At 54.5% G+C, this 19,216-nt stretch carries 20 protein-coding genes; 18 read left to right on the top strand and 2 right to left on the bottom strand.

Annotated elements, in window-relative coordinates:
- Positions 1-289 precede the first annotated feature (289 nt).
- The 6 genes from ACPUC8_RS16165 (at position 290) to ACPUC8_RS16140 (ending at position 4,937) form a co-directional block, all read left to right on the top strand.
- Complete coding sequence (locus ACPUC8_RS16165) at positions 290-1,021, top strand: S24 family peptidase (protein ID WP_058973244.1); 732 nt, start codon at positions 290-292, stop codon at positions 1,019-1,021.
- A gap of 413 nt (positions 1,022-1,434) precedes the next feature.
- A complete protein-coding gene (locus ACPUC8_RS16160; RefSeq protein WP_039333138.1) occupies positions 1,435-1,713 on the top strand; it encodes a transcriptional antitermination N peptide in 279 nt (92 codons plus the stop codon).
- A 172-nt stretch (positions 1,714-1,885) separates the two neighbouring features.
- Positions 1,886-2,353: a glycoside hydrolase family protein gene (locus ACPUC8_RS16155; RefSeq protein WP_058973246.1), complete on the top strand. Its 468-nt coding sequence runs from the start codon at positions 1,886-1,888 to the stop codon at positions 2,351-2,353.
- On the top strand, positions 2,350-2,700 hold the full coding sequence (locus ACPUC8_RS16150) for a DUF7940 domain-containing protein (RefSeq protein WP_039333132.1): 351 nt from the start codon (positions 2,350-2,352) through the stop codon (positions 2,698-2,700). The genes ACPUC8_RS16155 and ACPUC8_RS16150 overlap by 4 nt, the downstream gene beginning before the upstream one ends.
- A complete protein-coding gene (locus ACPUC8_RS16145; protein ID WP_494926831.1) occupies positions 2,697-2,990 on the top strand; it encodes a hypothetical protein in 294 nt (97 codons plus the stop codon). Before ACPUC8_RS16150 ends, ACPUC8_RS16145 begins: the two co-directional genes overlap by 4 nt.
- 201 nt (positions 2,991-3,191) lie before the next feature.
- Positions 3,192-4,937, top strand: coding sequence for a putative phage tail protein (locus tag ACPUC8_RS16140; RefSeq protein WP_494926841.1), 1,746 nt, complete (start codon positions 3,192-3,194; stop codon positions 4,935-4,937).
- Between the two features lie 64 nt (positions 4,938-5,001).
- Here ACPUC8_RS16140 and ACPUC8_RS16135 read toward each other — a convergent pair whose 3' ends face one another.
- Positions 5,002-5,754 carry a FadR/GntR family transcriptional regulator gene (locus ACPUC8_RS16135; RefSeq protein ID WP_058973250.1) on the bottom strand — a complete coding sequence of 251 codons (753 nt, stop codon included), beginning with the start codon at positions 5,752-5,754 and terminating at the stop codon, positions 5,002-5,004.
- A 194-nt stretch (positions 5,755-5,948) separates the two neighbouring features.
- Here ACPUC8_RS16135 and ACPUC8_RS16130 point away from each other — a divergent pair, with 194 nt between their 5' ends.
- The 11 genes from ACPUC8_RS16130 (at position 5,949) to ACPUC8_RS16080 (ending at position 16,700) form a co-directional block, all read left to right on the top strand.
- Positions 5,949-6,689 carry an SDR family oxidoreductase gene (locus tag ACPUC8_RS16130; RefSeq protein WP_494926830.1) on the top strand — a complete coding sequence of 247 codons (741 nt, stop codon included), beginning with the start codon at positions 5,949-5,951 and terminating at the stop codon, positions 6,687-6,689.
- Between the two features lie 14 nt (positions 6,690-6,703).
- A complete protein-coding gene (locus ACPUC8_RS16125) occupies positions 6,704-7,552 on the top strand; it encodes a fumarylacetoacetate hydrolase family protein (protein ID WP_494926829.1) in 849 nt (282 codons plus the stop codon).
- Positions 7,549-8,835, top strand: a complete 1,287-nt coding sequence (locus tag ACPUC8_RS16120; RefSeq protein ID WP_494926828.1) for an L-fuconate dehydratase — start codon at positions 7,549-7,551, stop codon at positions 8,833-8,835. Before ACPUC8_RS16125 ends, ACPUC8_RS16120 begins: the two co-directional genes overlap by 4 nt.
- 2 nt (positions 8,836-8,837) lie before the next feature.
- Complete coding sequence (locus tag ACPUC8_RS16115; RefSeq protein WP_494926827.1) at positions 8,838-9,695, top strand: amidohydrolase family protein; 858 nt, start codon at positions 8,838-8,840, stop codon at positions 9,693-9,695.
- Positions 9,673-10,449, top strand: coding sequence for an L-fucose dehydrogenase (locus tag ACPUC8_RS16110; protein WP_039333117.1), 777 nt, complete (start codon positions 9,673-9,675; stop codon positions 10,447-10,449). Before ACPUC8_RS16115 ends, ACPUC8_RS16110 begins: the two co-directional genes overlap by 23 nt.
- The gene (locus ACPUC8_RS16105; protein WP_494926826.1) at positions 10,446-10,796 is read left to right on the top strand and encodes an L-rhamnose mutarotase; all 351 of its coding nucleotides are present in this window, start codon (positions 10,446-10,448) and stop codon (positions 10,794-10,796) included. Before ACPUC8_RS16110 ends, ACPUC8_RS16105 begins: the two co-directional genes overlap by 4 nt.
- Before the next feature lie 41 nt (positions 10,797-10,837).
- Positions 10,838-12,061, top strand: a complete 1,224-nt coding sequence (gene fucP / locus ACPUC8_RS16100; RefSeq protein ID WP_039333113.1) for an L-fucose:H+ symporter permease — start codon at positions 10,838-10,840, stop codon at positions 12,059-12,061.
- 198 nt (positions 12,062-12,259) lie between these two features.
- Entirely contained in the window at positions 12,260-13,252 is a 993-nt protein-coding gene (locus tag ACPUC8_RS16095; protein WP_039333111.1) for an alpha/beta fold hydrolase, read from the top strand.
- Between the two features lie 70 nt (positions 13,253-13,322).
- Positions 13,323-14,063 (top strand): response regulator, encoded by a 741-nt coding sequence (locus tag ACPUC8_RS16090; protein ID WP_039333109.1) that lies wholly within the window; start codon positions 13,323-13,325, stop codon positions 14,061-14,063.
- Positions 14,060-15,370: an ATP-binding protein gene (locus ACPUC8_RS16085; RefSeq protein WP_494926825.1), complete on the top strand. Its 1,311-nt coding sequence runs from the start codon at positions 14,060-14,062 to the stop codon at positions 15,368-15,370. Before ACPUC8_RS16090 ends, ACPUC8_RS16085 begins: the two co-directional genes overlap by 4 nt.
- A 139-nt stretch (positions 15,371-15,509) precedes the next feature.
- Positions 15,510-16,700 carry a cytochrome c biogenesis protein/redoxin gene (locus ACPUC8_RS16080; protein ID WP_494926824.1) on the top strand — a complete coding sequence of 397 codons (1,191 nt, stop codon included), beginning with the start codon at positions 15,510-15,512 and terminating at the stop codon, positions 16,698-16,700.
- Between the two features lie 99 nt (positions 16,701-16,799).
- Here the strand turns inward: ACPUC8_RS16080 and ACPUC8_RS16075 are convergent, their stop codons facing one another.
- Positions 16,800-18,221, bottom strand: coding sequence for an aldehyde dehydrogenase family protein (locus ACPUC8_RS16075; RefSeq protein ID WP_494926823.1), 1,422 nt, complete (start codon positions 18,219-18,221; stop codon positions 16,800-16,802).
- A gap of 103 nt (positions 18,222-18,324) precedes the next feature.
- Here ACPUC8_RS16075 and ACPUC8_RS16070 point away from each other — a divergent pair, with 103 nt between their 5' ends.
- Positions 18,325-19,215 carry a LysR substrate-binding domain-containing protein gene (locus ACPUC8_RS16070; RefSeq protein WP_494926822.1) on the top strand — a complete coding sequence of 297 codons (891 nt, stop codon included), beginning with the start codon at positions 18,325-18,327 and terminating at the stop codon, positions 19,213-19,215.
- Position 19,216 lies beyond the last annotated feature (1 nt).

The raw sequence follows: 19,216 nt of genomic DNA, 5'->3' as shown, positions 1-19,216 counted from the left end.
TATTTCCAGAGCTTTTTGATTTAATTCTGTCATTTATGGCGCGTCAGCGTCTTTTCGCCCATTTTTTCCTGTAGGCGCTGGTCTTAGCGCCACAGAACATTCCTGAAAACCCCTGTCAGAACAAGCTGTCGGGCATTCATTACTGGTTTCCATCGAGCCGAAGGGGATAATGATCATCCAGCTTCATTGATAAAAGCGATTGGGTAGTAAACCAGCGGTAATATAAAATGAACTGGTAGCAAAAACGAAAATAACATTCAGTCTTTTACTGATGGCAGATTATTAACTGATGGTTAAAAAAGAGAGTACGAGACAAGCTTTTACTGCCAGGCTGATTGCCGCGTGTGACAGCGCGGGAATTGTCGGACATGGACGAAACAAACAGGTTGCGCAAGCACTGCAGCAAAGGGGATGCAGGATCTCAACACCGGGGGTCTGGAAATGGTTTAACGCCCAATCGATTCCAGATGACAGTAATTTGCTGGCACTTAGCCAGCTGTTAGGCGTGCGCGTAGAGTGGTTGCAATTTGGCATGGAGAAACCCTCCGCGTTGATTGACCCGCCCGCGCGACGGGATACAAAACCGATATTTCGTGTTGAGAGTCTGGATATTGGGCAGCGTAGCGCCCAAGGCATCGCTGCGCGTGATGAACTGGTCGAAACCATTCAAGCGATTGAGTATGGTCTGGATGAAGCGCGCGTGCTGTTTAACGGTCGGGCTGCGGAGTACATCCGGCTGATCGCCCTGAACAATGATTCGATGGCAGGAACCTTCGCACCGCGTGACCAGCTATTTGTGGACATCAGCGTGCAGCGCTTTGATGGTGATGGCATCTACCTGTTCACGCTGGACAATCAACTCTATCTTAAACGACTGCAACTGCAGCACAAAAAGGTCGCGGTGATCTCGGATAACAAGCGTTATGAAACCTGGTATCTCACGCTGGATGAAGCGGCAACCCTGCAGGTGATTGCGCGTGTCATCATGAGCCAGGCGCGTGATTACCAGATTTTAGGTTAGAGCCAATAGCGCGAAATCAGCCAAAAAAATATTCTGGCTGAAATCATAAATTTAACTGATGGTAAATAAAAAATTAACTGTTGGTATTTGCCAATGCATTAGAACCTGTTAATAATTTGACCATGGAAAGACGAGATCACTGCTCCCGGATGAGCCCGCTCTTAAACAATTGAGGCGCTGCACAAGCGCGATACCGACCACCCAAAGTCAGTGGATTTTGGGATGGGGTGGATACGCACTTTGTAGCGTCGTCAGCTCTCCTCTGACTTCACTCTCCTCTGCTTATACCTGGCCGCGAATGCAGCCGGGCTGGCTGATGGCGAATGCTTGCAGCGGTTCAACGGACGCATCGGCCTATGCCGACATGCCGTGCCAGTCACCCCATCGCCAAAGACTCATTCACAGGAGGAGTTATGGCGATTATCCAGTATGGCAAGTCAGTCTTCACCGGGAACGCGCGCACTCGCCGTCACCGACGCCGCCAGTCCCTCAGCCGTCTCAAACGCAGTATCGACAGCGCTTTAGGTCTTGAACCTGATAACGTCACCTTGCGCAGTGCCGAACGAATCTGTCAGCGCCAGACGCACTCGCGTGCTGACAATGCCGTGATGGCCCCCACCCGCACTCAACCCGAAAGCGCCAGCTTCGATAACTGCTGTTTGCCCCATGTTCATCTTTATGCCGTGCGTTAACCCTTCCCAGTTTTAAACGGAACACTTTGGTGTTGCTCACTCTTTAGCCCTGCTTGAGCGTCACGCCGGGTTAGCGTTGCGCTGCAGTGGCTAACCGATCAGCAAACTTTATGTTTTTGGATTTTTTGCGCAGTGATTTTCAGACAGTTGCGCCCGTCAAAGAGGAAACGCTATGAGCCAGATTATTGCCATTTTGAATTTTGAAGAGGGCTATCGTGAGGCGCCTTATCTCGATACCCAAGGATTTCCCACCGTAGCTGGCGGTATCCGCATCGGGCCGAAAGGCGCGTCACTCAGCAACTATATCTTCCAGGTGCCGCGACGGGTGGGCGATGTATGGAAACAGTGCATCGTCGAAAACAAGGTGCAAGAGATGAACCAGCGGGTGCTGGTACAGCAGGCGATCAGCAAATGCAGTGATGCGCGCTGTGATGTGCTGATCAGCATGGCGTACCAAATGGGCGTCGATGGACTGGCGCTATTTCGCGGCATGCTGACCTCGATAACGCAAGGCGATTTCAACGGTGCCGCCAACGCCATGCTCGACAGCCTGTGGGCACGACAAACGCCGGGGCGCGCCCGTCGTCATGCCGAAATGATGCGCAGCGGCACCTATGACATCTATCGGGGGCTGTTATGAATCTGAAATGGATGGTGTTTGTCATCGCCGTACTGACGGCGGTGATCGTACTGCTGCTGCTTCAGCGCTTCACCACGCTGGAGTTTGTGAAACATGCAAGGTTGTTGTTCAAAACCTGGTCCGTGTGGCTGGCATCGTTAGGCTCGATGCTCAGCGCCTGGGCGCAATCTTTTCCCTCGTCGGCTCTGGATGCCTGGAACGCGCTGCCGCAGGACATCAAAGATATTTTGCCTCACAACTACCTGGGATTGATTGGCGCCTTCATGGTGGCGATGGGGGTGCTGGCGCAGTTTGTGCGGCAGAAGAACCTGATTGAGCAGCGCAAAACCCTGGAGGAGAAACCATGACTTTTCTTACGGCAATGCTCGGGGGCAGCTGGCACTGGCTTGCTGCGTTGGTGGGCGTCATCGCGGCACTGGCTGCCAGCTACTTCGGTGGCAAGAAAATTGGCAAGGTGCAGCAGCAATCCAAAGCCGCAACCGAAAGCGCGGAAAAAACCGTCGCTCAGGCGGTGGCGGTCAGTCAGCAGCAGCAACAGCTGCGCGAGGAGGCCAAACGTGTGGAAACCAGCAACTTTAATCTTGATGACGCTGCTGCTCGTGACAAGCTGCAGCACTCGAAATACAACCAGCCCTGAATCCCCCGTCGTTATCGACTCCGCTTGTACCCTGTTTTCCCCGATTTATACCCACGGTAATGACGCCCAACGTATGGACGTGCGGACCGTTCGTGCCATTAACAATCACAACGATCTCTGGGATCAGCACTGCGGCCAACAGGCGCACTGAAGCTGATTCCGCTGTTGTATTGCGAACCTGAAAAGGCCGAGGAGGCTATGATGATCGAAGTTAACTCTTATGCTGAACTGCGTACCACCACGCCCACCAAAAACGGCGATCTGGCTTTTCTGCGTCGCTATAACGCGGACTCAACCTTCCGTGGGGGCGGCGACTTCACCGGTTTTATTGGCACCACCACCGCCACAGATGATGGCGGTACGCTGGCAGTGGGTAACGGATTCTATTGGAAGCGCGTGATTAACAATCCCTCTGATATCAACGTCTATCACTTTGGCGCGAAAGGGGATGGCTATGTCAATGACACCGATGCGGTCAATCGTATGCTGGCATGGACCAAGGCCTACAGCACGAATATTGTTGACCTGCCGATTCGTTTTCCTGGCGGTAAATTTTTGATCAGCCCGATCGATATCAGCGGCACGGACAGCGCGTTCTTTGGCCTGCAAGGCGATGATGTGGAACTGGGTTCGTTGCCACGTACCACCATCATTTCCGATAAAAGTACCAGCCCGGTGTTTAAGGTAAAGGCGCGCCGCACCTCGATTCGCGGCATCGCCTGGAACGGCCAGGCGTCCGCCGATATCACCACCAACAAAGGCACCATTACCTCCGATATGTGCAGCAACGTGCAGCCGTTCTTCGAAAATACCTGCATCGAAGGCACCACGGTCAATATCTACTGTTTCCGCGCGCAGAATAACGGCGGTACGGTGATTAAGGTGCTGGATACGCTGGATACCAAATTTGATCAGATCTACACCATGTACACCTATGCACGGGTATTTGATGTCGGCTGGTCAAATTCCCCCAACGGCGCATGGGATCACTCTACCGCGATTGAGATCTGCAACTGTAACTTCCAGACCGGTTATGGTGATGCCACGCTGTACATACCCCGTTGTACGCAGGGGATTCTGCGCAACGTGTGGATTGAACACACGCGCAATCCTGGCGATCTCTCGGACGGTGGCTGGACCATTGATACGCTGAACGTGGAGGATTGCCTGAACCCGTTCAACCTCAACAATGCCCGCGTCACCATGCGCCAAATCAACGTGCAGTCTGGCAGTAAAGTGTCGAACGATCTGGTCACCGGGAAATGGTTATCAACCTTCGAGTATGGCTACCGTCGTGACGAAAGCTATGGCAGTTTCCTGACCGGATCGCTGCGCGCGGGTTACTACAGCGGCTACAAGATCACCAACAACACCTCTACCGATAACTGGTATCGCCTTGGGCAGTTGTTCTTCCCGAACGCGAATCAGCAGTGGGTCATGGAGTTTATTGGTAAAGCCGATGCCACCCAGCCGACAGGAACCGCCGGGACGCCAGTTAACGTAGCGAGTAGCGGGAAAACCTGGATTAACCTGCAACGGCTGGAAACCGTATGGGCGGATGCCTTTCATATGGGGCAGCCCGCGATCCTGGATATCCGTTATAACCGTGTGGGCACCACCTATGCCGTGGTGTGGGTCAAGCTGAAAGCCAACAGTGGTGACACCATGCTGAACCTGAAAAACACCGGCCCGACGCGCTTTGATACCGGCTCTTGCTCACTGTTCCAGTCGGACCTGTCCGTGGTCACCGATACCACCACGCTGGGGCCGTATAAACCCGCTGCGCGCTTCGGTATGCACAACGGACTGGCAGGCATTGGTGCCAACGAGAAGGGCGTGCTGACGCTGGCTTCCGCTGCTGGTACACCCACCAATGCTGCTACGCCAACAGGCTTTGTGCTGGTTAATATCAACGGTGTCGATCGTAAACTTCCCTATTATGATTGAGGTCAAACACGTTCAGGCGAGGCTTCGGCCTCGCCTTTTTTGTTTGTCATCACCTGCTCGCCCACTACTCCTGCGCCTGTTCAAAAGTAGCGATAACGCGGTCAATATGCGCCTTCATCGCCGATCGTGCTGCTTTAGCATCGCGTTTTTCGAGGGCATTCAAAATGGTCAGGTGCTCATTTTCCGAAACGTGGGGCATATCACTTGGGGTGTAATGGGCCTGCAGCATTTTAAACATGCTGCCATAGCGATGCCCCAACAGGTGGCCGATGATAAAACCATAAGCGGGGTTGCCGCTGGCCTGAGCAATGCGGATATGAAACAGACGATCGCCGGGGTGGGTGCGTGATTGCACCTGGTTATCTTTGCAATTCTGCAAATAAGCCTCGCGTATTTGTTCCAACTCTTGCTGGCTGGCATGGCGTGCAGCCAGTGCAGCCGCCTCAGGTTCAATCAGCCGCCGCGCCTGTAGCAATGAAAAGGGCGGCAGTTCTGTAGAAAAATCCAGCTTGATGCCTAGCTCATCATCCGGTTCGTTCCATTGGTCGCGTCCGGCTTGCATCATCACCGGCTCCTGCGAACCCGATCGCGCCTTTACAATCACGCCATTACCGACTTTCACATCCACTAAGCCAATCACTTCAAGCGCAATCAGTGCCTCACGAACTGACGCCCGGCTCACCTGTAATTGTTCAGCTAAATCACGTTCAGCGGGCAGGCGGCTGCCAGGCGGAAATTCATTGTTATCAATTAGCTTAATAAGCTGGTCGGCTATCTGTCTGTAAAGCCTTGGGTTTTCCATTTTTTTTATCGGCATGCTACTGCTACCTGTGAAATAAATTAAGTGACCCGATGCACAAAAAAACCTCAACAAACTTGTCAATGTTACGTGTTTGTCAATAAAAAGTAATACGCCAGCGAGGAAGTGACCAGCGCTTTTGTTAGGCATAAACGCTAAAAACTTCGCCTTTAATGGCCTGACCATTAGATCTTTATACCAGAGAGGATGCAATGAATTTACACGGAAAACGCGTGTTAATCACCGCGGCCGGGCAGGGAATTGGTTATGCCAGCGCACGCTATTTTGCCGAGCAAGGGGCAACGGTAACAGGCAGCGATATCAACATCACCGCTCTCCAGGATCTGCCTGGCGTCACAGCTTACCGGCTGGATGTGACGGATCGCGCGGCCATCAGCGCAGCAGTGCAAGAAATCGGTCCGGTGGATGTGCTGTTTAACTGTGCAGGTGTGGTGCACAGCGGCAATCTGCTGACTTGCTCTGAGCAGGAGTGGCAATTCGCACTCGATCTTAACGTCACCGCCATGTTTCACATGATTCAGGCGTTTCTGCCTGGCATGTTGGCACAGAAAAAAGGGTCAATTATCAATATGTCATCAGTGGCTTCCAGCGTGAAAGGGGTGGCAAATCGCTTTGCTTACAGTGCCACTAAAGCAGCGGTGATCGGCCTGACACGCTCGGTCGCGGCGGATTTTATTGCTGACGGCATTCGTTGTAACGCCATTTGTCCCGGCACGGTGGATTCTCCCTCGCTGCGCCAGCGTATCGCGACGCAGGCACAGGTGGAAGGCAAAAGCGAAGAGGCGGTGTATGCCGCTTTTGTTGCTCGTCAGCCAATTGGACGCATCGGCACGGCAGAAGAGATCGCGTATCTCGCTGCTTATCTGGCCTCGGATGCCAGCAACTACACCACCGGCACAGCGCAAGTCATTGATGGCGGCTGGAGCAATTAACACAGGAGTAAGTCATGAAATTAGTTCGTGTAGGTGAAGTGGGCAAAGAACGTCCGGCAATGGTGGATGAGCAGGGTGAACTGCGCGATTTGTCGCAATACATTGATGATATTGCAGGTGAGACATTACTGCCCGCATCACTGGAAAAGCTACGCCAGCTGAACATTCTTGAGCTGCCCAAGATAGCCGGTCAGCCCCGTATTGGCGCCTGTGTGGGTCAGATTGGCAAATTTATCTGCATCGGCTTGAACTACGCTGACCACGCTGCAGAAACCGGTGCTGACATTCCGCAGGAACCGGTGGTGTTTAGCAAATGGACCAGCGCGGTAGTCGGCCCTAATGATGCGGTGCGTATTCCGCGTGGTTCCGTTAAAACCGATTGGGAAGTGGAACTTGGCGTGGTGATCGGTAAAGGCGGGAGCTACATCCGGGAAGAGGATGCGCTGGGGCATGTGGCGGGTTACTGCGTGGTGAACGATGTCTCCGAGCGGGAATATCAAATCGAACGGGGCGGTACCTGGGACAAAGGCAAAGGCTGTGACACCTTCGGCCCTCTCGGCCCTTGGCTGGTCACGGCGGATGAAATCGCCGAACCCCAACAGTTAGATTTGTGGTTGGAAGTGGATGGCAAGCGCTATCAAAATGGAAATACGCGCACCATGATTTTTTCTGTCGCGCACATCATCAGTTATCTCAGCCAGTTTATGAGTCTACAACCGGGCGATGTCATCTCAACCGGCACCCCGCCGGGCGTGGGAATGGGGCAGAAACCGCCGGTCTATTTGCGTCCTGGACAAACCATCACCCTGGGCATTGCTGGCTTGGGCGAACAGCGTCAAATCACCGAGGGTTCAGCACAATGACCAAACTGACGGCAATGCGCGTTGAAGACATTCGCTTTCCCACTTCAGCACATCTGGATGGCTCGGATGCGATGAATCCCGATCCTGATTATTCCGCCGCTTATGTGATTATTGAGACCGATAATGCCGCGATCAGCGGGCACGGTCTGACGTTTACCATCGGACGCGGCAATGAAATTTGCTGTGCCGCTATCCGCGCGCTGGAGCATTTGATCGTCGGACGCCAGCTCGAAACCATTACTGCTGATATGGGGCAATTCTGGCGCGACATCACCAGCGACAGTCAGTTGCGCTGGATTGGTCCCGACAAAGGTGCCATCCATCTTGCCACCGGCGCGGTGGTCAACGCGGTTTGGGATCTGTGGGCAAAATCGCAGGAAAAGCCGCTGTGGCGACTGGTGGCGGACATGTCCCCAGAGGAACTGGTGCGCTGTATCGACTTCCGGTATCTCACCGATTGCATCACGCCGGACGAAGCGCTGGCGCTCCTGACAGCGCAGGCTGCGGGTAAAGCGCAACGCATGCAACAGTTAGAGCAGGAAGGTTATCCCTGCTACACCACCTCAGCGGGTTGGTTGGGCTATGACGATGACAAATTGCGTCGGCTCTGCCAGCAGGCTGTCGATGCCGGTTTCTCGCATATCAAGCTGAAAGTCGGGCGCGATCTGGAGGATGACAAACGCCGCGTCAGGATCGCACGAGAGGTGTTGGGGCCGGATCGTCAACTGATGATTGATGCCAACCAGGTGTGGGAAGTGAATGACGCGGTGGATTGGGTACAGCAACTGGCGTTCGCCAAGCCCTGGTTTATTGAAGAACCGACCAGCCCGGATGATGTGGAAGGCCATCGCAGGATTCGTCAGGGAGTCGCGCCAGTTAAGGTGGCAACCGGTGAAATGTGTCAGAACCGCATTCTTTTCAAGCAATTCATCATGCGTGAAGCGATCGATGTGGTGCAGATCGATGCCTGTCGTTTAGGCGGCGTCAATGAAGTGCTGGCCGTGATGCTAATGGCGGCAAAATATCAACTGCCGGTGTGTCCACACGCCGGTGGGGTGGGGCTGTGTGAATACGTCCAACACCTGTCGATGATTGATTTCATCTGCATTGCGGGCACACATGAAGGCCGGGTGATTGAGTATGTCGATCACCTGCATGAACATTTCTTGCACCCCTGTGAGATTCGCGGGGCTGCCTACTTGCCACCACAGGCGCCGGGTTTTTCCATCGAGATGTTCCCTGCCTCGATCGATAAATACCGCTATCGCGCGCAAGGAGCCTGAGAGTGCGAATCGATGCACATCAGCACTTCTGGCGATATCAGGCGCAGGATTATCCCTGGATCAGCAAGCAAATGGGGACGTTGCAGCGCGATTATCTTGCCGACGATCTGTCCCCTTTGCTGACCGGGCAGCAGTTACAGGGATCGATCGTGGTTCAGGCGCGGCAGTGCCCACAGGAAACGATGCAATTGCTGCAATGGGCGGCTGAATCTCCAGCCACGCAGGCGGTGGTGGGATGGATTGATATCACGGCCAGCGATCTGCATGCACAGCTGAATGCGCTGCAGCATCCGCTTCTGCGAGGGTTTCGTCATCAGGTGCAGGATGAGACGGATCCCGCAGCCTGGCTGCGACAATCCGCGGTGTCAGCAGGCATGGCACTGTTACAGCAGCAGCACTATGTGTGGGACATGCTGGTGACCTGGCGTCATCTGCCGGAATTAACCGCCTTTGCAGCCCAGCATGATCAGCACTGGCTGGTGCTCGATCATCTGGGCAAGCCAAATATCACCTCCGGCGCAAAAGTTTGGGGCGCGCAAATTGCGGAATTGGCCGCGATGCCACACGTGGTGTGCAAGCTTTCAGGCCTGGTGACGGAAGCACCCAGCGGGCAGTGGAAGAGTGCACAACTGCGTCCTTTCATTGAGGAAGCACTGGCGCGATTTGGTCCACAGCGTTTGATGTTTGGGTCTGACTGGCCGGTTTGTCTGCTGGCCGCAGAATATGACGAGGTTGCCCAACTTACTCAGCAGGCCATTGGCACGTTGTCGCAGGATGAACAGGCCAGCATTTGGGGAAATACCGCTGCGCAGGTCTATCAATGCTCAGGAGAAGAACATGAATCTGTTTTTACAGGATAAGGTCATCATTGTAACGGGAGGGGGATCGGGTATCGGTGCGGCGATCTCATCGTTACTGGCTGAAGAAGGCGCGATTCCGGTAATGGTGACCAATACCCCACCAGATGAAATCTGGTTGGCAGCATTACGCCAACGGCAGCCTCAAGCCACAACGGTCATTGTGGATCTCTGTGACGAGGAGAACTGTCGATACGCGGTGGAGACGGTTCAGCAACAGTTTGGCCGGATTGATGGTCTGGTGAATAACGCCGGGGTGAATGATGGCGTGGGCTTAGACGCTGGACGTTCTGCCTTTGTGGCTTCACTGGAGAAAAACCTGATCCACTACTATCAGATGACGCACTTCTGTCAGTCGGCGCTGGAGAGTAGCCAAGGGGCGATCGTCAACATTGCGTCAAAAACAGCGCTAAGCGGGCAGGGCGGCACCAGTGGTTACTGTGCTGCCAAGGGCGCGATTCTTTCCCTGACGCGGGAATGGGCGGTGTCGCTGCGTGCCAGTGGTGTGCGGGTGAATGCGGTGGTGCCTGCTGAAGTGATGACGCCACTGTATGAACGCTGGATTGCCACATTCCCCGAGCCCGAGCAGGCGCTCAACAATATCACGCAACGCATCCCTCTCGGCCAACGCATGACCACGCCGGAAGAGATTGCCAACACCGTAGTGTTTTTACTGTCGGCACGCGCATCCCATACAACCGGTGAGTGGCTGAGTGTGGATGGCGGCTATCTTCACCTTGACCGGGCGCTGTCATGAGCGGCGCCACGCAGTTTCATTACCTGGCGCTGGATCTGGTGGATTCACCGGAAAAAATCGCGGAGTACCAGCGGCTGCACCAGCAAATTTGGCCTGAAGTCACCACGCATTTGCGCCAGCACGGCGTGGTGAACATGGAAATCTATCGGCTGGGAAACCGCCTCTTTATGGTGATGGAGGTGAATCAACACTTTGATGCAGTGCAATTTGCCGAGGCTGCACAGCGTAATCCTGATATTCAGCGCTGGGAGGCGTTGATGTGGCAATTTCAACAACCTACACCCTGGACACCCGCAGGCGAAAAATGGGTGGCGATGGATCGAATATTCTCTTTGCACGACCAATAAATAACAACGCTTACCCTACAGTACGCTACGAGGATATAACCATGTCTACAGAACAAGTCGGGACGCCGAATAATATCGGTGTCGGGGGCGCTATTAGCCTACGTTGGGCATTTATGCTCATTACCACGCTGTTTTTTATGTGGGGTGTGTCATATGGCCTGTTAGATGTATTAAATAAACATTTTCAGGAAACACTGCATGTGACCAAAGCCCAGTCGGGGTTATTACAGGGAGCCTATTTTGGTGCTTATTTCCTGGTAGCCATGCCCGCTGGCTATTTTATGAGCCGCCATGGTTATAAAGCCGGTATTTTGGCTGGGTTAGCTCTGTATGCCATTGGCGCTCTGCTGTTTGTACCTGCCGCGATGGTCAACAATTTCATGATGTTTTTGTTTGCGCTGTTTGTCCTGGCTTGCGGACTAGGCTGCCTTGAGACAGCCGCCAATCCCTATGCGACAGTACTTGGGGACGCAAAAGGTGCTGAACGTCGCCTGAATTTGGCGCAATCATTTAACGGCTTGGGGCAGTTTGTCGGGCCGATGATCGGCGGGACGCTATTTTTTAGCCACGCCAGCGCAGATGAGGCACAAAATACCGTCAAAATAACCTATGTGGTTATCGCCTTTGTGGTCATCGGGATTGCGCTGTTATTTAAACGCACGGCATTACCGGATATTCGCGAAGCGGAAGACACAAGTCCAAAACATGCGGGTCAATCGTTATGGCAACATAAACACTTTGTAGGTGGTGTGATTGCGCAGTTCTTTTATGTGGCCGCGCAGGTGGGTGTCGGTGCCTTCTTTATCAATTACACCACTGAACACTGGCATGGCGTCACGAATCAAAGTGCCGCTTATTTGCTGTCTGTGGGCATGGTGTGTTTCATGCTTGGGCGTTTCTTCTCAACCTGGTTGATGGGCCGAGTTTCACCTGCACTCATTCTCGCCGCGTATGCATTAATTAATATTGTGCTTTGTGCGGTGGTGATGCTGGGTATAGGGGATGTGTCCGTCGTCGCGCTGGTGGCCATCTTCTTCTTTATGTCCACCATGTTCCCGACCATATTTGCCATGGGCGTGAAGAACCTCGGTCCGGCAACCAAACAAGCCAGCTCCTTTATGATTATGGCCATTGTCGGGGGAGCGATTATGCCGTGGTTTATGGGGCGCATTTCCGATACCTCCAGCACCGCACTGGCCTATGGTCTGCCGCTGGTGTGCTTTGTCGTGGTGCTGGTTTATGCGCTGAGTCAGCGTAAGAGCTAGCGCATTTCAAATGCCATTTCTACCGCCACCTGATAGTGGCGGTTATCCTTTTTTTAAAACTTTCCTGCCTTTTTGTATCCCACTGTATCTCCTCACCACACACATACATCCCGTTGCATAACCCGTTATTCTGCAAACATCACCTATACATGGGCGTGGTCTTCTATACACATCAACCGTGTCTGAGGAGACAACACCATGTTCTTATTACGCCAAACTCTGCTTGCTGCACTGGTCTTAACCGCTACCAGTTCTGCCTTTGCTGCTACCCCAACTGAAGCGGAATACGCTGCCGCCTTTAGTACCATTCATCAGGTTAATGCCGGGGTGCTGAATGTTGGATATGTCGATATCGGGCCACGCGATGGTCAGGCCGTCATTCTGCTGCACGGCTGGCCGTATGACATTCAAAGCTATGCCAAAGTCGCGCCGCAGTTAGCCGCCAAAGGCTATCGCGTTATCGTGCCTTATTTGCGTGGATACGGCAGCACGCGCTTCCTGTCAGATAACACGCCACGTAACGGTCAGCCTTCGGCACTGGCGGCGGATACCGTGGCGTTGATGGATGCACTGGGCATCAAACAGGCGGTATTTGCTGGCTTCGACTGGGGGGCTCGCACGGCGGACATCGTGGCGGCACTGTGGCCGGAACGTGTGAAATCGCTGGTATCCGTCAGCGGCTATCTGATCAGCAGCCAGGACGTGGGCAAGAAAGCCTTACCTCCGCAAGCAGAGTTGCAATGGTGGTATCAATTTTATTTCGCCACTGAGCGTGGTGAACAAGGTTATGCGAAAAATACTCATGATTTTGCCAAACTGATCTGGCAGCAAGCCTCACCGGGTTGGAAATTTAGTGATGCCACCTTTAACGTGAGTGCAAAAGCGCTGGATAATCCGGATCAGGTCGCGGTGACCATCAGTAACTACCGCTGGCGTCTTGGCCTGGAAAAAGGTGAGCAAAAGTATGATGCTTATGAGAAAAAGTTAGCCACCTTGCCCGTGATCAGCGTGCCAACGATTACGATAGAAGGGGATAACAACGGTGCGCCGCACCCCGCGCCACCAGCGTATCGCGCGAAATTCAGCGGCAAGTATGAGCATCGTACCTTTACCGGCAATATTGGACATAACCCGCCAGCAGAAGATCCGCAGGGGTTTGTCAAAGCGGTGGAAGATGCCGCTGCGCTGTAACCGCGAATTTTTTAAGGGCCGGCACATGAGTGCCGGTCTTTTTTGCGTAGGTTGAAAACAGGAGGTTGTTTTGGAGCACATTGATCACATCCTGGTGGTAGATGATGACCGGGATATCCGTGAACTGATTACCGATTACCTGATCAAGTCAGGTTATCGCGCCACCGGCGCCGCCAATGGTAGAGAGATGCGTGCGATGTTATCGGCCAATGCCATTGATTTGGTGATCCTCGATATTATGATGCCCGGCGATGATGGGCTGACGCTGTGTCGTCAGCTACGCAGTGATACGCAGCGCAACTTACCGATTTTAATGCTCACGGCCCGTAGTGAGGATACCGATCGCATTCTCGGCCTGGAAATGGGTGCGGATGACTATCTGGTTAAACCCTTTGTCGCGCGTGAACTGCTGGCGCGCATCAAAGCGATTTTACGCCGTACACGCGCCTTGCCGCCCAATCTGCAAATCACTGAGATCGGTCGTATTATTGCCTTTGGCGACTGGCAACTGGATACCTCCGCCCGGCATCTCATTGATGATGAAGGCGTGATTGTGGCGCTCAGCGGAGCAGAGTATCGTCTGCTGCGCGTGTTTCTTGATCATCCACAGCGGGTATTGAACCGCGACCAACTGTTGAATTTGACCCAGGGCCGCGATGCCGAACTGTTCGAAAGATCCATTGATCTGCTGGTGAGTCGCTTGCGGCAGCGTCTGCGTGATGATGCGCGCGAGCCTGCCTACCTCAAAACGGTACGCAGCGAAGGGTATGTGCTGGCCGCAGCGGTAATCATCAAAGAGGCGCATGAATGAAACTGTGGCCGAGATCGTTACTGACTCGTCTGCTGATCATCGTCCTGGGCGGATTATTGCTGGCGAATGCCACCACCCTCATAAGCTTGATGGTTGAACGCATGAGTAGCGCCAAAACCGTGATGCTGGGCAATCTTGAATATGACGTCGCAACCAGCGTCGCCATTCTTGATCGTCTGCCTGCGGCTGAACGCCCCGCTTGGTTGGCAAAACTGGAGCGCGGCAATTATCGCTATCAATTATCGGCAGGCTTACCAGGGCCTTATCCCAGCAGTTGGCGTGCGCGGGATGCTGTGCGCTCGTTACAGGAGAGCCTCGGCGGGCGCTATCAAATGAGTATTCATGCGATTCCTGGGACGCGTGAGCATATTCAGGTGCACCTGACACTCCACGATGGCGCACCCTTGACGCTGGATCTGTGGCCGCGTATGCCCGCCATCGCCCGCTGGTTACCTGCAGTGCTGATCGGTCAACTGCTGCTGTTGCTGTGCTGCGCCTGGCTGGCGGTACGGCAAGTGGTGCGTCCTTTTATGCGCTTTACCCAGGCGGTCGAAGAGCTGACACCGGCATCAAACCGTGCGCAGCTGATGCCTGAAAGCGGTCCCGATGAAGTGCAGCAGGCGGCACGCGCCTTTAATGCGATGCAGACGCGCATCCAGGATCATCTCAAAGAGCGCGCGCAGATTCTGGCCGCGATCTCACACGATCTTCAAACCCCCATCACGCGTATGAAACTGCGGGTGGAGATGTCAGAACAACCGGAGCTGCGCGATAAATTGCTGGGCGACCTCGATAACATGAGCCGTTTAGTGCGAGAAGGAATTGCCTACGCACGCTCATCGGAAGTGTTGGAGGAGGCGCGGCAGGTTGTGAGTCTGAATGCATTTCTCGACAGCATTGCCTGTGACTACCAGGATATCGGCAAAGCGGTCAGCTTTACCTCATGTCGCGGCGAGGACCGTTTTGCCGTTCGCCCGCAGGCCCTGCACCGCATCATGACCAATCTGATCGATAACGCCCTAAAGTTTGGCAGTGAAGCGCAGATGGTGATGAACGCCCCGCAGGGGGATCAAGTCGACATTCACGTGCTGGATAATGGCCCCGGTATTCCCGAAGCGGAACTGCAGGCGGTGCTGGAGCCCTTTTACCGGGTGGAGAGCTCGCGCAATCGTCACACCGGCGGAACCGGATTGGGTCTGGCTATCGCCACGCAGCTGGTGAGCCAGATGTCTGGCAGCCTGCATTTATCCAATCGGGGTGAGGGGGGACTCGACGCACATATCACGTTAAAGCAAACCGATTTGTAGCCTTTTGTATCTGCACCGCCTGTACACATACAGACTGACAATACGGGCGGTGCCAGACACTTCGTGAACACAACAGCCTGGTTAAATGAGCGCACGTGCTAAAGCACGCAACCCATTAACCCCTGTCACGAGGTTTCCAATGACACTTTTAATTGCTTTCTGCGCAGGCATGTTGACACTGCTCAGCCCCTGCACCTTACCCGTTATTCCTTTTGTGTTCGCCAGCGTACGCGGACAAAAAGGACAGTTGCTGGCGTTATTGAGCGGCATGGTGATGATGTTTACCGCCGTGGCACTGCTGGTCACGGTGACCAGCCATTGGGTCGCCAGCGTGACCGCAGCGGGAAGGTGGATCGCACTGGCCTTTTTAGCCGTGACGTCGCTGACCTTACTGTCATCGCGCCTGGCTCAGTATGTTACTCAACCCTTTGTAGCGTTAGGCAATCGCATGAATGATGCCAGCCAACGCCGACGCGGTTTAGTCGCGGCAGGGTTGGCGGGAATGGCAACGGGCATGTTGTGGGCACCCTGTGCGGGGCCAGTATTAGGCGCGATTCTCAGCCTGGCGGTGGTGGGAAAAGATCCCGTCTCGGTTGGTCTGCTACTGGTAGCCTATGGCAGCGGTGCCGCACTGATGCTGGCGCTACTGTTTGTGGCGGGGCGTGGACTGGTGATGCGATTACGGCCAAGCCTGGCACTAACCAGCCGTTTACGCCAGGTAGCAGGGGGATTGATGCTGGCTGCCGTGGTGTTGATCGCCAGCGGCGCGCAAGGGCAGTTACAAAGTGGCCCCGCGTTTGCGCAGCGTCTGGAGCAGCGGCTCAGTGAATGGGGGCCACAGCCTGCGACGAAACCCCGCCTCGAACCGGTGGTGATGCCACAAACCCGCAGTACGCTGCCCTCCCTGCAAGGCGGCACCGCATGGCTGAACGGTGCCGCTGTCACCCCGGAAACGTTAAAAGGCAAAGTGGTGCTGGTGGATTTCTGGACCTACGACTGTATTAACTGTCAGCATACCTTGCCGCATGTGCGTGACTGGGCCAATAAGTATCAACCCGAGGGCTTGGTAGTGGTAGGCGTTCATACCCCGGAGTATCCGTGGGAACGCGACGAGAAAGCGGTGAGTCGTGCAATTAAACAGTGGCAACTGCCGTATACCGTGGTAGCGGATAACAACTACAGCATCTGGAATCGCTTCGGTAATCAATACTGGCCCGCCCATTATATTTTCGACGCGCACGGGCAGTTGCGATACACCGCGTTTGGTGAAGGTCAATATGCGGAACAGGAGCAGGTGATTCAGCAGTTGTTAAAAGAGGCGCGGACGTAAGGAGGGCGACATGGCTTCAGGCAATATGCCCTTTTTGACAACTCGCACTGAAGCGGATGAGCAGGCTGGGCGGCCCTAGCCTGCGTTATCATCAGTCGTTTAACAGGCAACCGTAACGGCTCGCGGCTCCAGAAAAGCGCTAATCCCCCATTGCCCCATCTCCCGGCCCATTCCTGAATGACCAAAGCCACCAAATGGCGCACGCGGTTCATGTGCCAATGTATTGATCATCACCCGGCCCGCCAGTATCTGTTCACCCACAGCGCGGGCATGCTGCTCGTCGGCACCAATCACCAGCGCAGACAGGCCATAATAGGTGTCATTCGCGATGGCAATCGCCTCAGCTTCGTCACGATAACTCATGATACTCAGCACCGGGCCAAAGATCTCTTCACGGGCAATCTGCATCTGCGGCGTCACGTCGCTAAACAGCGTCGGCTTGATATACCAGCCGTGAGTCAGTCCTTGCGGACGTCCCTGACCACCGCACAGGATTCGCGCACCTTCTTGTTCGCCGAGGCCAATATAATGTTGCACCCGTTGCCACTGCTTTTCATTCACCATCGGGCCAATGGTGGTCGCTGGGGAAGCGGGGTCGCCAGAACATTGTGCGGCCACCTCCCGCGACAGCGCCTGTTCGAATTCAGCTTTGCGCGCTTCGGGCACCAGAATGCGTGTGCCAGCAATGCAGGCCTGCCCGCTATTGATAAACCCCGCTTGCACTGCCAGCTCTGCAGCGCTATTGGCATCCGCATCTGGCAGGATGAGGGTGGGCGATTTGCCGCCCAGCTCCAGCGTTACGCGCTTAAAAGTCTCAGCGGCCGTGCGCAAAATGGTTTTCCCCGTGGCGGTTGAACCGGTGAAGGAAATTTTTGCCACCAATGGGCTGCGGCTAATCGCATCCCCGACCTCGGCACCGCGTCCCGTGACAATATTAAACAGGCCATCAGGCAAGCCCGCCCGATGCAACGCTTGCGTGATCACTTCGGTCTGTAACAGGCTAAATTCACTGGGCTTAATCACCGTGGTACACCCTGCGGCCAGTGCGGTGGCCAGCTTGTGGCAAATAAAGCCCGCGTTGCTGTTCCAGGGGGTAATCAGACCGGCGACGCCGAGGGGAAGCATTTGAACATGCGCGCGTCCGGCTTGCTGGCTAAAAGGGTATTGTTCCAACTCTTGGATCACCTGGAGAATGACGTCAGCGGGATAACTTGCCATCCACTGCGAGCGTGAGGCCGGTGCGCCATATTCTTCGAGGATGGCGGCATGCAACTCGCTTTCACAGCTTTTCACTGCGTCATGCATCTTCTTTAACAGCATGATACGTTCAGCGACGGAGGTGCGAGCATAAGCGGGAAATGCCGCATGAGCGGCGGCGATCGCGCGCTCTGCGTCTTGCTCGTTTGCCATACGCGCTTTGCCAATGACGCGGCCATCAGCAGGATTGATCATCTCCAGCCACTCGTTACCAGCAGGGGTAACAAAACGGCCATTAATATAGATGTGTTCGATAATATGCATGGTTAAGCTTCCTGAAATGAATATGCAGGAAAACTAGCACGCCAGACGCGCGTAAATAATCCGCCTCATCCTGCAAAGGGTATTGCGACAAACGGAATAATTCATGAACCGGACCGGTATGACAGAACTGGAAATCCTGCTGGCAGTGGCGCGGCGCGGAACCTTTAAAAGCGCAGCAAGCGAGTTAGAAATGTCACCTTCAGCGATCACCAACGCGGTGGCCGCGCTGGAGAAACGGCTGGGTGTGCGCCTGTTCAATCGCACCACGCGAAGTGTGGCCCTGACGGATGCCGGTCGACGCTTTATTGATAAAATAGCCCCTGCTGTTGAGGTGATTCGCAGCGCCTCCGAAGAGATCAGCAGCGAACCCAACGATCCATCGGGGATTCTCCGCTTAAATGTGCCGCCAGAAAGCTATGCGCTGTGGTATGAGTCCGTGCTTATGCCGTTTCTAAAACGATACCCGCGTATTCGCGCGGATATTTGCAGCCAAAGAGAAAAGGTGGATATCGTTTCTGCAGGCTTTGATGCGGGGATCCGTCTTGCTGAAGATATTCCCGCCGATATGATCGCCGTTAAGCTTACCGCCGAGTTGCGGATGATAGTGGTTGCCGCTCCGGACTATCTTGAACGTTTTACGGCGCCGGATCAGCCAGAGCAACTGAGCGAGCACCAAACGCTGTGTATGCGCATGTCTGATGGCAGTATTTATCGCTGGGCATTGAGCCACCAACAGCAAACCTACACCTTGCAAGGTGAGCCACGTTTCGCCGTGAGCGATGTAGCCTCCATGCACCAGGCGGCGCTGGCTGGACTCGGCATTGCCTGCATGTCCGAGCAACATATTGTCGCCGATATTCAGGCGGGCAAGTTGGTGCGATTACTGCCAGAGTGGCAGGTGAACCTCGGTACGCTGTGTCTCTATTACCCTGGGCATCGATTAGTGCCGCCCGCACTTAAGGCATTAACGGCATTCGTGCGTCATCTGCGTTGAA

It is taken from the genome of Pantoea sp. CFCC18177, from assembly GCF_059412425.1.
Note: the sequence above shows the minus strand (reverse complement) of the source record. Positions and strands in the feature narration are given on the sequence as shown.

What these genes read in the sequence shown, in the direction of transcription:
- ACPUC8_RS16165 (WP_058973244.1), top strand. Translation starts at nt 290, where the DNA reads ATGGTTAAAAAAGAGAGTACGAGACAAGCTTTTACTGCCAGGCTGATT.
- ACPUC8_RS16160 (WP_039333138.1), top strand. Translation starts at nt 1,435, where the DNA reads ATGGCGATTATCCAGTATGGCAAGTCAGTCTTCACCGGGAACGCGCGC.
- ACPUC8_RS16155 (WP_058973246.1), top strand. Translation starts at nt 1,886, where the DNA reads ATGAGCCAGATTATTGCCATTTTGAATTTTGAAGAGGGCTATCGTGAG.
- ACPUC8_RS16150 (WP_039333132.1), top strand. Translation starts at nt 2,350, where the DNA reads ATGAATCTGAAATGGATGGTGTTTGTCATCGCCGTACTGACGGCGGTG.
- ACPUC8_RS16145 (WP_494926831.1), top strand. Translation starts at nt 2,697, where the DNA reads ATGACTTTTCTTACGGCAATGCTCGGGGGCAGCTGGCACTGGCTTGCT.
- ACPUC8_RS16140 (WP_494926841.1), top strand. Translation starts at nt 3,192, where the DNA reads ATGATCGAAGTTAACTCTTATGCTGAACTGCGTACCACCACGCCCACC.
- ACPUC8_RS16135 (WP_058973250.1), bottom strand. Translation starts at nt 5,754, where the DNA reads ATGCCGATAAAAAAAATGGAAAACCCAAGGCTTTACAGACAGATAGCC.
- ACPUC8_RS16130 (WP_494926830.1), top strand. Translation starts at nt 5,949, where the DNA reads ATGAATTTACACGGAAAACGCGTGTTAATCACCGCGGCCGGGCAGGGA.
- ACPUC8_RS16125 (WP_494926829.1), top strand. Translation starts at nt 6,704, where the DNA reads ATGAAATTAGTTCGTGTAGGTGAAGTGGGCAAAGAACGTCCGGCAATG.
- ACPUC8_RS16120 (WP_494926828.1), top strand. Translation starts at nt 7,549, where the DNA reads ATGACCAAACTGACGGCAATGCGCGTTGAAGACATTCGCTTTCCCACT.
- ACPUC8_RS16110 (WP_039333117.1), top strand. Translation starts at nt 9,673, where the DNA reads ATGAATCTGTTTTTACAGGATAAGGTCATCATTGTAACGGGAGGGGGA.
- ACPUC8_RS16105 (WP_494926826.1), top strand. Translation starts at nt 10,446, where the DNA reads ATGAGCGGCGCCACGCAGTTTCATTACCTGGCGCTGGATCTGGTGGAT.
- fucP (WP_039333113.1), top strand. Translation starts at nt 10,838, where the DNA reads ATGTCTACAGAACAAGTCGGGACGCCGAATAATATCGGTGTCGGGGGC.
- ACPUC8_RS16095 (WP_039333111.1), top strand. Translation starts at nt 12,260, where the DNA reads ATGTTCTTATTACGCCAAACTCTGCTTGCTGCACTGGTCTTAACCGCT.
- ACPUC8_RS16085 (WP_494926825.1), top strand. Translation starts at nt 14,060, where the DNA reads ATGAAACTGTGGCCGAGATCGTTACTGACTCGTCTGCTGATCATCGTC.
- ACPUC8_RS16080 (WP_494926824.1), top strand. Translation starts at nt 15,510, where the DNA reads ATGACACTTTTAATTGCTTTCTGCGCAGGCATGTTGACACTGCTCAGC.
- ACPUC8_RS16075 (WP_494926823.1), bottom strand. Translation starts at nt 18,221, where the DNA reads ATGCATATTATCGAACACATCTATATTAATGGCCGTTTTGTTACCCCT.
- ACPUC8_RS16070 (WP_494926822.1), top strand. Translation starts at nt 18,325, where the DNA reads ATGAACCGGACCGGTATGACAGAACTGGAAATCCTGCTGGCAGTGGCG.